We start from the raw sequence: 13,956 nt of genomic DNA, 5'->3' as shown, positions 1-13,956 counted from the left end.
TCCCGAAAACGCGACCGCACGCAGAAGGGATTGCAGCTTGCGCTTGGCGCTCGGAGCGTCACGCAAACACCCGGTCAAGCGCCGCGTCATATGTCGCCTGCACCAGCTCCGGGTGCAGCTTGCCGAGCGCCTCCATCATCACGCCGGAATTGATCTCGAGTACCTTCCATTCGCGGTTCACCCGAACCACGTCGATCGAAGCAAAGACGATGCCGATGGCGCGCGCGGCATCGATCGCGAGCTTTGCGCAGGCCGCGCGGACTGCGCCGTGCTCCAGCAGCACCGGCTTTGCGCCGGCATCGAGATTGTGCCGCCAATCCGAGCCGCGCTGCTTGCTGTAGACGACGAGCGGCATTTCATCGAGCAGGACCACGCGGACCTCCTCCTCGATCGCGACATAGGGCGAGATCACGAGCCCCGTGCTCATCGAGAAGACCTCGTCGGCGGCGTGGTCGAGCTCCGCCTCCGTCGTCACCTTGAAGACCGAGCGCCCCGATGTTCCCTCGTTCGGCTTCACCACCACGCCGTGCGGATTTTCGGCGAGCAGCGCCAGCATCCCCTCGCGCCAATCGGCGCCGGCGACATGCACGCCCAGCTTCGGGTTGAGGAACAGCCGATGCGGAACGCAGGGCACGGCCGCCAGCGTCAGCGCCTCGGCGGTGGCCGACTTGTCGTTGGCGAGGCGATGGGCGATGGCGCTGTTCAGGCCGATGTCGTAGCCGAAGGCGAAATGGCGTGTCGGTCCCCGGCGCATCGCGATGAGCCAGCCACCGGAGCGGACATCGACCGCGATGCCCCGCTCCGCGCAATAGCGCCTGATCGCCTGAACGAAGATCCGCTCGCCGCTTGCCATGGTGTTTCGTCGTTCCTGGCGCCAAAAACCGCAAAAATGCGGGCGCCGGCGCCAAGCCGGGTGAGAATTCAGAGCTATTCTTAATGAAATTCTTGCGAGCGCGCCGGAAATTAAGTGCTGCAATGAAGCCCGGCAGGGAAAAGAAATTATCCTCCTCGCGTGCGAGACAGCAGATTCCTTAATGATGTGACCAGTTCTGCCGCAAATGCCAGTTTGACCGGCATCAATTGCATCCGAAACGAGGTTGATTATTGGTCTCAATGGCGTAGATCACACACGCGAAATCCTCCGCCATGGCAAATGGTGACCGCCCGATTTCAGGGCCGGGCAACGCTTTTGCCCTAAAACCGCAGTTATTCGGAATATCGAAAATCATGAGCGCGTTTTACCGAGAGAAGGTTCTTTCCGTCCACCACTGGACCGACACGCTGTTCAGCTTCCGCGCCACCCGCGACACCGGCTTCCGGTTCCAGAACGGCCAGTTCGCCATGATCGGCCTCGAGGTCGATGGTCGGCCGCTGCTGCGGGCCTACAGCATGGCGAGCGCCAACCACGAGGAAGAGCTCGAGTTCTTCTCGATCAAGGTGCAGGACGGCCCGCTGACCTCGCGCCTGCAGAAGATCAAGGAAGGCGATACCATCCTGGTCGGCCGCAAGGCGACCGGCACGCTGATCACCGATAACCTGCTTCCCGGCAAGCGGCTGATGCTGCTCTCGACCGGCACCGGCCTTGCGCCCTTCGCGAGCCTGATCAAGGACCCCGAGGTCTACGACCAGTTCGAGTCCATCGTGCTGGTGCATGGCTGCCGCCAGGTCTCCGAGCTCGCCTATGGCGAGAAGCTGGTCGCGACCCTGCGCGAGGATGAGCTGTTCGGCGAGCTGCTCGCGGATAAGCTCCTCTATTATCCGACCGTGACCCGCGAGCCGTTCCGGAATCGCGGCCGCATCACCGACCTCATCAGCTCCGAGCAGATCTTCAACGACATCGGGCAGGGCCCGCTCGACATCGCAACCGACCGCATCATGATGTGCGGCAGCCCGGCGATGCTGGAAGAGCTGAAGCAGATGTTCGAGAGCCGCGACTTCGTCGAAGGAAGCGGCAACAAGCCCGGCCATTTCGTGATCGAAAAGGCCTTCGTCGAGCGCTGATTTTGCTGAGGAAGTGGCGCGATCGCGCGCCACACTCACTCGTCGTCCCGGACAAGCGCGCCCCAAGCGCGCGCCGATCCGGGACCCATAGCCACAGGACGTGGTTACGGCTCGGAGTGACAGCTTTCTCTGACCACGTAATCCCGTGGTTATGGATCCCGGGTCTGCGCTGACGCTTGCCCGGGACGGCAACTGAGTTTCAGTGGCGGCTGTCGCCTCCTCCCTCTGCTGCACCGCAAAATCCGTCCATCCGGCTGATTGATTTGTCTCGGCCGAATTCGCTAGCCTGAAACAAGGGCGGCGTCATATCCGTATGACAGGCGCGGGCGTATCGTGACGCCTTCTGCTGGCGAGAGGATCGGAATCGTGGCCGACGACAACAAGACGCATGCATCCCCGAAACGCCTGCCGCTGGCGGAGGAGGGGATCATGGAAACCCTGCTGCTGCCCTTCTCGCCGCGCTTCATCGTGCTGACGATCTGCGCGGTGGTCACCGCGCTCCTGATCGGCATCGGCATCTCCGACGGCAAGATCTTCGACATCCTGCTGATTCCGATCCTCATCTTCGGCGCGCTGACCCTGCTCGGCGTCCGCGATCTTCTGCAGAAGAGCCACGCGGTGCTGCGCAACTACCCGATTTCGGCGCATATCCGCTTCCTGCTCGAAGAGATTCGCCCCGAGATGCGGCAATATTTCTTCGAGAGCGAGAAGGACGGCATGCCGTTCTCGCGCGACACCCGCGCGGTGGTCTATCAGCGCGCCAAGATGGAGCTCGACAAGCGTCCTTTCGGCACCCAGGAGGACGTCTATCGCGAGGGCTACGAGTGGATGCATCACTCGGTCTCGCCGAAGGCGCATGCCACGGAGAAATTCCGTGTGGTGATCGGTGGGCCGGACTGCGCAAAGCCCTATTCGGCCTCGGTGTTCAATATCTCGGCGATGAGCTTCGGCGCGCTCAGCCCGAATGCGGTGCGGGCATTGAATGCCGGCGCCAGGAAGGGCGGTTTCGCGCACGACACCGGCGAGGGCGGCGTCAGCCCCTATCACCGCGAGATGGGCGGCGACATCATCTGGGAGATCGGCTCGGGCTATTTCGGCTGCCGTCATCTCGACGGCAGCTTCGATCCCGAAGCGTTCGCGCGCGTCGCCGGCGACGACCAGATCAAGATGGTCGAGCTCAAGGTCAGCCAGGGTGCCAAGCCAGGCCATGGCGGCGTGCTGCCGGCGGCCAAGGTCTCCGAGGAGATCTCCAAGATCCGCGGCGTCGCCATGGGCGAGGACTGCATCTCGCCGGCCTCGCACCGCGCCTTCTCGACGCCCGTGGGCATGATGCAGTTCATCGCCGAGATGCGCCGCCTTTCGGGCGGCAAGCCGGCCGGCTTCAAGCTCTGCATTGGCCATCCCTGGGAGTTCCTGGCGATCTGCAAGGCGATGCTTCAGACCGGAATCTATCCCGATTTCATCGTCGTCGACGGCAATGAGGGCGGCACCGGCGCGGCGCCGCTTGAGTTCATGGATCATCTGGGCATGCCGATGCGCGAGGGCGTCAATTTCGTCCACAACGCGCTGGTCGGCATCAATGCGCGCGACCGCATCAAGATCGGCGCCTCCGGCAAGATCGCGACCGCCTTCGACATGGCGCGCGCCATGGCGATCGGCGCCGATTGGTGCAATTCGGCGCGCGGCTTCATGTTCTCGCTCGGCTGCATCCAGTCGTTGAGCTGCCACACCGACCGCTGCCCGACCGGCGTGGCGACGCAGGACCCGACGCGGGCGCGCGCGCTCTACGTGCCGCTCAAGATCGACCGCGTGCACAATTATCACCATGCCACGCTGCACTCGCTGACCGAGCTGATCGCCGCGGCCGGGCTCGAACATCCGCAGCAGCTGCGGCCGATCCATTTCAGCCAACGGACGTCGACGACCCAGGTGAAGTCGTTCGCGCAGCTCTATCCGGCGCTGCGTCCGGGCGAGCTGCTCGAAGGCACGGAAGACCCGCGCTTCCGCGACGCCTGGCAGATGGCGCGCGCCGAGACGTTCCAGCCGGCGTTGTAAGATGCGGGCTGCGGCTGCCGTAGGCCAGGGACCTCAAATTGCCGAGAGCGGAGGGTAGGGTTTAACGGCTGGTTCAACTTTGGGTGTAGATTCGGCCCATGGACGAGCGACGCGACAAGGCCCGACATCGCGTGCTGAAGGCCGGGACGATCGAGTTCGGCGGCGGCGCGATCGACTGCACCGTCCGCAATCTCTCCGATACCGGCGCCGCACTCGACGTCGCCAGCCCCCGTCGGCATTCCCGATCATTTCACCCTGTTCGTCCAGGCCGACGGCACGCATCGGGCCTGCACGGTGGTCTGGCGCAAGGAAAAGCGGATCGGGGTCAGGTTCGGGTAGGGTTCTGCGAGTGACGCGAACTCGAGCCACAACTCAGCTGTCGTCCCGGACAAGCGCGAGCGCAGATCCGGGACCCATACCGCGTGATCTCGCGAGTGCGGCTGGTGGCAATACCAAACTGCGAGTCTTCGCCAAACCCCTCCCTGTGGTTATGGATCCCGGATCGGCGCGCGCTTGAGGCGCGCTTGTCCGGGACGACAGCTAACTTTGCGGCTTGCTAAATTCACCCCGTCTCGACCTCAGTCAATCGGCTCGCCAATATCTTGTCGATCCTTCGCCCGTCGAGATCGACCACCTCGATGTGCCAGCCGCCGAAATCGAAGGCATCGCCGACATTGGGCAGCATGTTGAATTGTTGCAGCACGAGGCCTGCGACCGTGTTGTAGCGATGCGGGGGGAGCTTGATGCCGAGCAGTTCGCCGAACTCGTCGACCGGCATCCAGCCGGAGATCAGCAGCGAATCGTCGTCGCGCCTGACGAAGGCCGGCTCGGGCGGTCCCTCCTCGGAATGAAAGGCGCCGACGATCGAGTAGAGGATGTCGGCGGCGGTCACCATGCCTTCGAAGGCGCCGTATTCGTCGTAGACGAGCCCGACGTGAACCGGGGCCGCTTTCAGGATGGTCAGCACGTCGCGCGCATCTGCCGACACCGGGATGCCGGGCGCCTCGCGCACGAGCGCGCGCAGGTCCGGATTGCGTTCGTTCATATAGGCGATCAGCAGGTCCTTGGCCTGCAGCACGCCGATCGGCTTGTCGCGGTCGCCGTCGGACACGGGAAAGCGCGAATGCGGGCTCTTGGCGATGATGTCCTGGATGGCGGCGGGATCGTCGTTCAGGTCGATCTCGTCGACCTCGGTGCGCGGCGTCATGACCGCGCCGACCGGCCGGTCGCCGAGCCGCATCACGCCGGCGATCATCTCCTTCTCGCCGGGCTCGAGCACGCCTGCGCTCTCGGCCTCGCTGACGAGGTGATGGATCTCGTCCTCCGAGACTTTCTCCTCGGCCTTGCCGCCGCGGCCGAGCAGCGTGAGGATCAGCTTGCCGGAGACGTCGAGCAGAAACACGAGCGGCAGCGATATTTTCGCAAGCGCGTGCATCGCCGGCGCGACCCGCACCGCGATGCTCTCGGGGTCGCGCAGCGCCACCTGCTTCGGCACCAGCTCGCCGACGATCAGGGTGCCGTAGGTGATGAGCGTGACCACGATGCCGACGCCGACGATGTCGGCAATGCCTGGCGACAGGCCGAGCTCGAGCAGCCATTGCGTCAGCCGCTGCCCGAGCGTCGCGCCCGAGAACGCGCCGGAGAGCACGCCGACCAGCGTGATGCCGATCTGCACCGTCGAGAGGAACTTGCCGGGATCGGCCGCCAGCGTCAGCGCTCGCTCGGCGCCGCGCACGCCCTTGGCCGCGAGCAGCGACAGCCGCGCTGGGCGCGATGACACCACGGCCAGCTCCGACATGGAGAGCAGGCCGTTGATGACGATCAGGACGACGACGATGGCGAGTTCGAGCGAAAGCATTGACGTTCCGGAGGTAAGCAAGTGTGGCCGGCAAGCCACTGATATAGGTATTCAGTGCGGAAGTGCTGGCGATTCTGCTTATTCATCGCCGAAAGGGAACCCGTGCGCGACGGCGTTCCCAAAGGTGTCCGCGACGACTTGACACCCCGCGGAACTACGGATCGTTGCTTAACGAGCCCTTAGTGGCCGCCCGCTAGCTTTTGCGCTTGCAAGAAGACCCGGGGGACCTGAGGATGCGGATCGGAAAGCTTTTCGCGCTGTCGATGCTGACGGTGACGGTGTTTGCAGTCATCCTCGGCGCCGAGGTGCTGATACCGCAGACGCGCATCTTCGCCAATCGCTCCGATGCGATCAAGACGGTGGAGGCATTTGGCGCGACGCTGATGGCCAGCCAGCACGTCGCCAGCCTTCGCGCTCCCTATATCGGACCGATCTTCCAGGAAGGCGCTGCAACGCAGGCGCAGCTCGAAGTTGCCGCGAAGGCCGCGAAAACGGCCGAGGAGGGCTTCGAGGCCGCAAGGCGCGCCGTCATGGTGCTGGACGCCGGCGGTGCCATCGCCGAGAATCTCGACCGTGCCGCGCGGCGGCTGAAGGAAATCACCACCGCGGCCGGTCGCGCGATGAGCGTTCCGCTGGCGGCGCGCGACGGCGCCGCGACAAAGGGTTTCCTGCCCGGCGTCGCCGAGGTCCTCGCCAATCTCGAACCCGTCATGAACAAGCTCGAGGCAAAGGTGATCAACGCCGATTCCTCGCTTGCGGCGCTGTTGAACCTGGCGCGGACGGCGCAGGATCTGCGCGTTTCGGCCGGCAGCCGCGCGGCCACGCTGTCGCCTGCGCTCTCCGCGCGCCGCCCGCTCACCGCGGCCGAACTGTCGCTGATGGACCGCATGCAGGGACGCGTGGAGGCGAACCGCGAGCGGCTCGAGGCCGGGATCGACCAGCTCGGAAACCCCGCCCGCATCGCCGCCGCGCTCAAGGCGGCAACGGCCTCCTATTTCGGACAAGCGGCGGTTGCCGTGGACAAGGAGCTTCCTGCGGCCCGGAGCGACGGCAAGTACGCCGGCACCGCCGATGAGCTGGCGAAGGTCATCGTGCCGGCCATCCAGATGTTCTACGGCGTGCGCGACGCTGCGCTGGCGGAAGCCGCCGAGCGTGCCTCGGCCGCGCGCGACGGCGCGTTGGCGATGCTCGCGCTCGCCGGTGTCGCCGTGCTGGCGCTGCTCGGCACGCTCGGTGGCGTGACCATCATGCTGCGCAGGCGCGTGGTGACGCCGCTCGGCCGGATCGCCGACGTGATCGGCGCGCTCGCCGCCGGGCAGCACGAGGTCGAGATTCCCGCGACGGGCCGCAGCGACGAGATCGGCCAGGTCGCAGGCTCGCTCCAGCATTTCAAGGATTCGCTGCTCGCCAAGAAGTCCGCCGACGAGGCGGCCGCGATCGAAGCGGAAGCGAAGCTGAAGCGCAGCCAGCGCATGGATCAGATCGCGCGGGAGTTCGAAGCCATGATCGGCGACGTCATCAACACCGTCTCGTCGGCATCCTCGGAGCTGGAAGCCTCCGCGGGAACGCTGACGAGCACGGCCGAGCAATCGGAAAAGGTCACGGCGACGGTCGCCGCCGCCTCCGAGCAGGCTTCCACCAACGTGCAGACCGTTGCCGCCGCGGCCGAGGAGATGGCCTCCTCGGTCGACGAGATCAGTCGTCAGGTTCAGGATTCCGCGCGCATCGCCGGCGAGGCCGTGCAGCAGGCCGGGCGAACCAACGAGCATGTCGGTGAGCTCGCCAGGGCCGCGGGCCGGATCGGCGACGTCGTCGAGCTCATCAGCCAGATTGCGGGCCAGACCAATCTTCTCGCCCTCAACGCCACCATCGAGGCGGCGCGCGCCGGCGAGGCCGGTCGCGGCTTTGCCGTCGTCGCGTCCGAGGTCAAGGCGCTGGCCGAGCAGACGGCCAAGGCCACCGGCGAGATCAGCCAGCAGATCTCGGGCATCCAGACGGCGACGGAGGACTCCGTCGGCGCCATCAAGTCGATCGGCGACACCATCTCCCGCATGTCCGAGATCGCGTCCGCCATCGCCGCGGCGGTCGAGGAGCAGGGCGCAGCGACGCGGGAGATTTCCCGCAATGTGCAGCAGGCCGCGCGCGGCACCCAGCAGGTCTCCGCCAGCATCGTCGACGTGCAGCGCGGTGCCAGCCAGACCGGATCGGCCTCCTCCAACGTGCTCGCATCGGCAAGGTCGCTGTCCGGCGAGAGCAGCCGGCTCAAGACCGAGGTCGGGAAATTCCTCGACGCGATCCGCGTGGCATAACAAGGTCATTGTGCAAGAAGGCCGCTTCACCTAGACTTGCATCCCGGGGATGTCGCAGCCTCCCCGTGAAGTGGTGATCCCACGCAAGCGCTGCTCGCTTATCCATGGAGCGAGCAATGGACGGGATCGCAATCGAGCTTCCGCTGTTTTTGTTGGCCACCTTCGCCGGCGCGTTCGTCGCCGGCCTCTCCGGCTTCGCCTTCGGCCTGTTCGCGGCATCGTTGTGGCTTTACGTGCTGACGCCGCTTCAGAGTGCCAGCCTGATCGTCGGCTTCGGCCTTCTGGTGCAGGGCTATTCGGTCTGGAAGCTGCGCAGCGCGCTCGACTGGCACCGGCTGTGGCCGTTCATCGTCGGTGCAATCATCGGTGTGCCGGCGGGGGTGTCGCTCCTGACCTGGGCCGATCCGAAGAGCGTTCGCATCGCGGTCGGTGCTACCCTGATCGCCTACAGCCTCTATGCATTCTTCCGGCCGCAGCTCAAGCTCGCGGCCGCCATGCCACCGGCCGCCGACATGACGGTCGGTTTCGTCAACGGACTGCTCGGCGGCCTCACCGGTCTTGCGGGCATCGTCGTCACCATCTGGTGCAATTTGCGCGGCCTGCCCAGGGACGCGCAGCGCGCCACGTTCCAGCCGGTCGCCGTCGTGGTATTCGCCATGGCGGCGTTCTGGCTCGGTGCCAAGGGATCGCTCACATCAGACACGGCGAAGCTGTTCGCGCTCGGTCTGCCCTTTCTGTTCGCCGGAACGTGGCTCGGGCTGAAGCTGTTCGGCCGGATCGACGAGGCCACGTTCCGCAAGATCGTGCTGGCGCTGCTGTTCGTCTCGGGCGTTGCGCTCCTGTTCTGAGCCGCGGGCTCAGAACTCCCCGTGCAGCCGCCCCGAAAACACCGATATCGGTCCGCGGTCGGCATTGTAGGCGGGGTTGACGATGAGCTGGTAGTCGGCGGTGAGGGTGATGTTCTTGTTCACCACGTAGGCGTAATAGGTTTCGAGGATACGTTCCTTGCGGTAGTTCAGCGCGCCGTCGCCGACCAGCACGCCGAGGCCGCCGGCGGCGAGGAAGTCGCGGTAATCCTGTGAGATCGCGTTGATCGCGCCGCCCGACGCCGATCACGTCGTCGGGTCGGCCCCAAGTCGTGCCCTTGATCGAAACGCCACCGGACAGGCTGCGATGAATGTCGGTGAAGGCCAGCGTTTCTGTCTTGCCGTCGTTCCAGCTCCAGCGGCCGAACAGGCCGACATCGTCGGTGATCGCCTGCTCGAGGTTGAGCACGTAGCCGTACTTCAGGCGGCCGCGGCGGGTCTGCGCGATGTCGAGATTGAGCGCGGGATTGTCCAGCGTCTCGCGGAAGCTGCCCATGTTGGCGCTATCGAGCCAGCCGATGGTCCTGAGCTTGCCCGGTCGGCCGAACAGCGAGAAGCGCGTCTCGAGCTCGAGCAAATATTGACCGCGTTCTCCGACCCTGGTGTCGAAGTGATTCGAGTTGGATTCGGCAACCATTAGGAAATAGCCGCCGCGTAGCGCCCATTGCTTCTGGTTGAGCTCGGCGGTGACGCCGTAGGTGAGGCCGACCTTGTCGGCGGAATAGTCGAACGCGCCGGGCGCCCAGATCGACCAGTTCATGAAATCTCGGCGCGTGTCCTTGGCGTAGGCATTGCCATCGAACACGTCGACCACCGGGAACTTGCCGGCCTGAATCGTCAGGCGCGACACGTCGACCTTTTGGCCGAGTTGGAGCTGACCGCTCGCAAGCTCCTCCTGCTCACCGCCGAAGCCGAAGGTCTGGCGCACGAACAGGCGCGAGGTGTTGTAATGCGGATAGGGGAAGTTCGACTTCTGCGCTTCGCCGTTCGGGAAGCCGGCCGCACCGACCGTGTCGTTCAGCCCAAATCCCTGCAGCAATTCGGGATTGTAATAGACCTCGCCGCCGTCCCACAGCCGCGCGTTCAGGAACAGGCTGTTGCTCCAGGTCGCCTTGGCCTGCCGCGACGGCGACAGCGAGTTCGGCCCGGTATAGAGCGCGGGAAAGGATGGATAGCCCTGCGGCAGATAGGTGGTCTGGCCGTGAATCTCCCAGCGATCCGATTCCGTGTCGATCAAGGAGCTGTTCGGGTTGTAGCTCGGCAGGCCCGGCCAATCGACCTTGCGGTTGAGGCCGAGCCTGACCTGCTGGAAATCGACCGACGAGGAGGTGTACTGCGCGCCCGTAGAGAAGGCGACGTTGGCGCCGTCGAAGCGGCTGTAGAGATATTCGAGCCGTGCGCTCCAATGCGGCGCGAAGGCGTATTCTAGGCCGGCGCCTGCGACCCAGCCGGGCCGCGTGTTCAGGATCTTCGGGATTTCGGCGCCGGAGGCCGGCGCGTCGAAATAGCGCTCGCCCATCCAGGCGAAGCCGCCGGTGGCGTAGATGAGCCAGGGACCGCTGGTGTAGCCGACGCGGCCGCGCACGCTCGCGGTGTAGTCCCATTGCTGGGTGACGGTGTTGGCGGGCGTCGCCAGGAACGAGACGATCGAATTCGACGTGATGTAGTTGGGAAACGTAAAATCGCCTTCGACGCCGACCAGCCAGCCGGAGTTGAGGCGGTGATTGTAGCCCGCCTGCACGCCGCCGATCATGCCGCTGAAGACGCCGCTGTCGCTCATGGCGGTACCGTCGTTCAGCGCGAAGCGCGACGAGCCGTGGCTGTAGCCGGCATGCGCGCCGATATAGAGGCCGGTCCAGTCATAGACCGCTCTCAAGGCTGGCGCCTTCAGCGGCAGATCGGCCGCGCGGCTGGCCGCGGGAAGGGCAAGCACGCCCGTGGCGATCGCCGCGGCCGTTCGCAAGCACCGGTGTCTGTGACTTCTCAACGCCAAACGCACGCCCCCAAACGCGAATGTGTCCCACCCGCCACGATATCCCTGCCGCGTCGCGGCGATTCTGTCACCTGGCCTCCGCGCTCGAGGCGACTGGCCGAGATAATCTCGATTGACCTCGACTTCGTCCCATGTTCCTGAATCTACGACAAGTCTATTGCGAATAATTCGCAAGAGCAATTCACCTTGCGTTGTCGCAGAGGAGAGTTCGCACCACTGTGTGACGCGGGTGCAACAAAATCCGGGAATCCAAAACGGAATGACCCCGCCCGGGGGGACAGCCGGGCGGGGTCGGGGGCACGACACGGGGTGGATGAGGCGCCCGTGTCGGACGCAGGATCCACGTGAGATCGGCCTCAGGTACTCAAATCAGTAGCAGGTACGAACGCGGCCGACGTACTGGCCGAAGGCGTTGTACTGCGCGACCCAGCCGCAGCGGCGATAGCCGTGATAGTAGGGGTCGTGCGTGGCGGCGATCGCGGAGCCGACGACGGCGGCGGTGGCGATGCCGGCGCCCACACCATAGACCCAAGCGGGCTGCTTGGCTTCGGCCGAGGAGGTGGTGGACGCGATGCTGCCGGTCACGGCGAGAGCAGCGAGAGCTGCGGCGGCAAACTTGGTCTTGATCGACATGTGAAACTCCATCCGGGGTTGAGGCGATCCGTTGTGGCCCGCGTGCCCAGTTGGACGGAGGCTCCTCGCGTCCGGTTCGAAGACCGCAAATGTGCTCGCCAAAGCTCGATCTTTCCTGAATGAATCCAGGAAGATGCCCCCTAGCCGAGGGGGCCCTTGGCGAGCCTGTTCACGTCGAAGTTATCGACCTCCGCCAGCAGCTCGCAGAACGCCGTCGCGCCCTGATCGAGCAGCTGCTCGCCCTTCGCGGGGTCAGCCAGCGTCGCGTTGCCGACGGCACCGCTGGCGTTGAGATCCTGCGCCTGCCAGGCGAACGGCGCCGGCCGCTGCGTCGAGAGCCAGCGATACTGCTGCTCGATCGCGATGCTGCTCGCGGGAAAATCGGCGATCGCATCCTTGCGCACCTGATCCGGATAGCGCGCCAGCATGATCGAGGTCTCGACCGCGCCGCCGTGAATGCCGTGCCGCACTTCATCGGCCGGGAACAATTTGTCCGTGCCCGAGAGCCGCGCCCACGACGTCGTCACCACGAACAGCTTGTGATGCGCACGCAGATCCTGCGCAACCAGCATCATCGCCGCGCTGTTGCCGCCATGGCTGGTGACGATGACGAGCTTCCTCACGCCGCGGCGTGCAACGTCCGCGCCGATCGCTGTCCATTTTCTCAGCGCAATTTCAGTCGGCAGCGTCTGCGTGCCGGGATAGTCGATATGCTCGGTGGAAATCCCGACCCGCTCGACCGGGAGGAAGCTCGCCGCAACGCTGGCGGGCAACAGCTGGCGCACACGTGCCAGATAGGCGTCCGCGATCAGCACGTCCGTCGTCAGCGGCAGATGCGGACCGTGCTGCTCGGTTGCCGCCAGCGGCAGCACCGCGATCCAGCGCGACACCTCGCCCGGGCTCGCATCAGCCCAGTCGATGTCGATCCAGTCGCGGGGGGGCGTCATCGAGGTTTCCTTGCCCGAATTTGTCACGTAATTTGCGGTATGAGGGGATGCGGGCCCGGGCGGCCCGCATCCCCTGATGTCATGCGGTTCTATCGCGTTGCCTTCACCCGGACCAGACGCGATTGGGCCAGCCACGATCGACGGAGTGCCAATATGACCCCCTTTCATCTGCGGCGAGCGTTAGTTGCGGGCTTGTTGGCCGCTCTCGCCTCTTTTGCACCGGCGCGCGCCCAAACGCTCGACAAGGTCACCTTCGGCACCAACTGGGTCGCCGAGGCCGAGCATGGCGGCTTCTTCCAGGCGGTCGCCGACGGCACCTACAAGAAATACGGCCTCGACGTCACCATCGTCCCCGGCGGGCCGAACGAGAACAACCGGATGCTGCTGATCGCCGGCAAGATCGATTTCTTCATGGCCGCGAACACGCTGATGTCGTTCGACGCCGTCGCCAACAACGTTCCCGTCATCACCATCGCCGCGATTTTCCAGAAGGATCCGCAGGTGATGCTGACGCAGCCTGATGCCAAGGTCGCCAAGATCGAGGACCTCAAGCCGCTGACGCTGTTCGTCTCCAAGGAAGGCATGACCAGCTACTTCCAATGGCTGAAGTCCGAATACGGCTTCAGCGAGAAGAACGTGCGCCCCTACAATTTCAATCCGCAGCCCTTCATCGCCAATCCCAAGAGCGCGATGCAGGGTTACGTCACCTCCGAGCCGTTTGCGGTGGAGAAGGCCGCCGGCTTCAAGCCCAATGTGCTGCTGCTCGCCGATTACGGCTTCAACACCTATTCCACCCTGATCGAAACCCGCCGTGAGATCGTCGAGAAGAAGCCTGACCTCGTGCAGCGCTTCGTCGATGCCTCCATGATCGGCTGGTACAACTACCTCTACCGGGACAATTCCGCCGGCAACGCCCTGATCAAGCAGCTCAACCCGGAGATGACCGACGATCTCCTGGCCTATTCCGTCGTCAAGATGAAGGAGCACGGCATCGTCGATTCCGGTGACAGCTTGAAGAACGGCATCGGCGCGATGAGCGACGAGCGCTACGCCTCCTTCTTCAACAAGATGGTCAAGGCCGGGGTCGTGAAGGCGGATCTCGACTACCGCAAATCCTACACGCTGCGCTTCGTCAACAAGGGCGTCGGCGTCGAGCTGCGCCCGAACAAGCCGTAACTGATGTTGAGGTCAGGCGCGCCGGTGCGGCTGGGGCCCACCTCTCCCGAAGGGAGAGGTCGCATCGCATCACAAGATGCGATGCGGGTGAGGGGTTACGCTCTCTCGTTGGACCTCT

9 protein-coding genes and 2 pseudogenes are annotated in these 13,956 nt (G+C 64.8%); 6 read left to right on the top strand and 5 right to left on the bottom strand.

All coding sequences use genetic code 11. The features are described from left to right. Window positions 1–58: 58 nt before the first annotated feature. A complete protein-coding gene (locus ABIA40_RS28130) occupies window positions 59–853 on the bottom strand; it encodes a RimK family alpha-L-glutamate ligase (protein WP_404544435.1) in 795 nt (264 codons plus the stop codon). 374 nt (window positions 854–1,227) lie between these two features. Between ABIA40_RS28130 and ABIA40_RS28125 the strand changes: the two genes are divergently transcribed. The 3 genes and pseudogenes from ABIA40_RS28125 to ABIA40_RS28115 all read left to right on the top strand — a co-directional run bounded on the left by ABIA40_RS28125 (window position 1,228) and on the right by ABIA40_RS28115 (window position 4,395). Beyond that, a complete protein-coding gene (locus ABIA40_RS28125) occupies window positions 1,228–2,001 on the top strand; it encodes a ferredoxin--NADP reductase (RefSeq protein WP_404544433.1) in 774 nt (257 codons plus the stop codon). A 366-nt stretch (window positions 2,002–2,367) separates the two neighbouring features. Continuing rightward, window positions 2,368–4,056 (top strand): FMN-binding glutamate synthase family protein, encoded by a 1,689-nt coding sequence (locus ABIA40_RS28120; protein WP_404544432.1) that lies wholly within the window; start codon window positions 2,368–2,370, stop codon window positions 4,054–4,056. Between the two features lie 98 nt (window positions 4,057–4,154). After that, window positions 4,155–4,395, top strand: a pseudogene (locus ABIA40_RS28115) (PilZ domain-containing protein). Window positions 4,396–4,618: 223 nt separating this feature from the next. On the opposite strand, the gene ABIA40_RS28110 reads toward ABIA40_RS28115, so the two are convergent. Further along, complete coding sequence (locus ABIA40_RS28110; RefSeq protein WP_157285827.1) at window positions 4,619–5,914, bottom strand: hemolysin family protein; 1,296 nt, start codon at window positions 5,912–5,914, stop codon at window positions 4,619–4,621. A 233-nt stretch (window positions 5,915–6,147) separates the two neighbouring features. On the opposite strand from ABIA40_RS28110, the gene ABIA40_RS28105 reads away from it, so the two are divergent. After that, window positions 6,148–8,223 carry a methyl-accepting chemotaxis protein gene (locus ABIA40_RS28105; RefSeq protein ID WP_404544429.1) on the top strand — a complete coding sequence of 692 codons (2,076 nt, stop codon included), beginning with the start codon at window positions 6,148–6,150 and terminating at the stop codon, window positions 8,221–8,223. Window positions 8,224–8,339: 116 nt separating this feature from the next. After that, complete coding sequence (locus ABIA40_RS28100; RefSeq protein WP_404544428.1) at window positions 8,340–9,071, top strand: sulfite exporter TauE/SafE family protein; 732 nt, start codon at window positions 8,340–8,342, stop codon at window positions 9,069–9,071. Between the two features lie 9 nt (window positions 9,072–9,080). Here ABIA40_RS28100 and ABIA40_RS28095 read toward each other — a convergent pair. From ABIA40_RS28095 to ABIA40_RS28085, 3 genes and pseudogenes are all read right to left on the bottom strand, one after another. Continuing rightward, a pseudogene (locus ABIA40_RS28095) lies at window positions 9,081–11,052 on the bottom strand (carbohydrate porin). 399 nt (window positions 11,053–11,451) lie between these two features. Beyond that, window positions 11,452–11,715, bottom strand: coding sequence for a hypothetical protein (locus ABIA40_RS28090; protein ID WP_271539602.1), 264 nt, complete (start codon window positions 11,713–11,715; stop codon window positions 11,452–11,454). Between the two features lie 140 nt (window positions 11,716–11,855). Next, window positions 11,856–12,662 (bottom strand): creatininase family protein, encoded by an 807-nt coding sequence (locus ABIA40_RS28085; RefSeq protein ID WP_404544425.1) that lies wholly within the window; start codon window positions 12,660–12,662, stop codon window positions 11,856–11,858. Between the two features lie 153 nt (window positions 12,663–12,815). On the opposite strand from ABIA40_RS28085, the gene ABIA40_RS28080 reads away from it, so the two are divergent. Beyond that, the gene (locus ABIA40_RS28080; protein WP_275517796.1) at window positions 12,816–13,838 is read left to right on the top strand and encodes an ABC transporter substrate-binding protein; all 1,023 of its coding nucleotides are present in this window, start codon (window positions 12,816–12,818) and stop codon (window positions 13,836–13,838) included. The last annotated feature ends 118 nt before the right edge of the window (window positions 13,839–13,956 follow it).

It is taken from the genome of Bradyrhizobium sp. USDA 223 (assembly GCF_044909005.1).
Lineage (GTDB): Bacteria > Pseudomonadota > Alphaproteobacteria > Rhizobiales > Xanthobacteraceae > Bradyrhizobium > Bradyrhizobium yuanmingense.
This window is presented reverse-complemented; position numbering and strand designations above follow the sequence as displayed.

Excerpts from the sequence above, each read along its gene's own strand:
- ABIA40_RS28130 (WP_404544435.1), bottom strand. The coding sequence starts at position 853 with ATGGCAAGCGGCGAGCGGATCTTCGTTCAGGCGATCAGGCGCTATTGC.
- ABIA40_RS28125 (WP_404544433.1), top strand. The coding sequence starts at position 1,228 with ATGAGCGCGTTTTACCGAGAGAAGGTTCTTTCCGTCCACCACTGGACC.
- ABIA40_RS28110 (WP_157285827.1), bottom strand. The coding sequence starts at position 5,914 with ATGCTTTCGCTCGAACTCGCCATCGTCGTCGTCCTGATCGTCATCAAC.
- ABIA40_RS28105 (WP_404544429.1), top strand. The coding sequence starts at position 6,148 with ATGCGGATCGGAAAGCTTTTCGCGCTGTCGATGCTGACGGTGACGGTG.
- ABIA40_RS28100 (WP_404544428.1), top strand. The coding sequence starts at position 8,340 with ATGGACGGGATCGCAATCGAGCTTCCGCTGTTTTTGTTGGCCACCTTC.
- ABIA40_RS28090 (WP_271539602.1), bottom strand. The coding sequence starts at position 11,715 with ATGTCGATCAAGACCAAGTTTGCCGCCGCAGCTCTCGCTGCTCTCGCC.
- ABIA40_RS28085 (WP_404544425.1), bottom strand. The coding sequence starts at position 12,662 with ATGACGCCCCCCCGCGACTGGATCGACATCGACTGGGCTGATGCGAGC.
- ABIA40_RS28080 (WP_275517796.1), top strand. The coding sequence starts at position 12,816 with ATGACCCCCTTTCATCTGCGGCGAGCGTTAGTTGCGGGCTTGTTGGCC.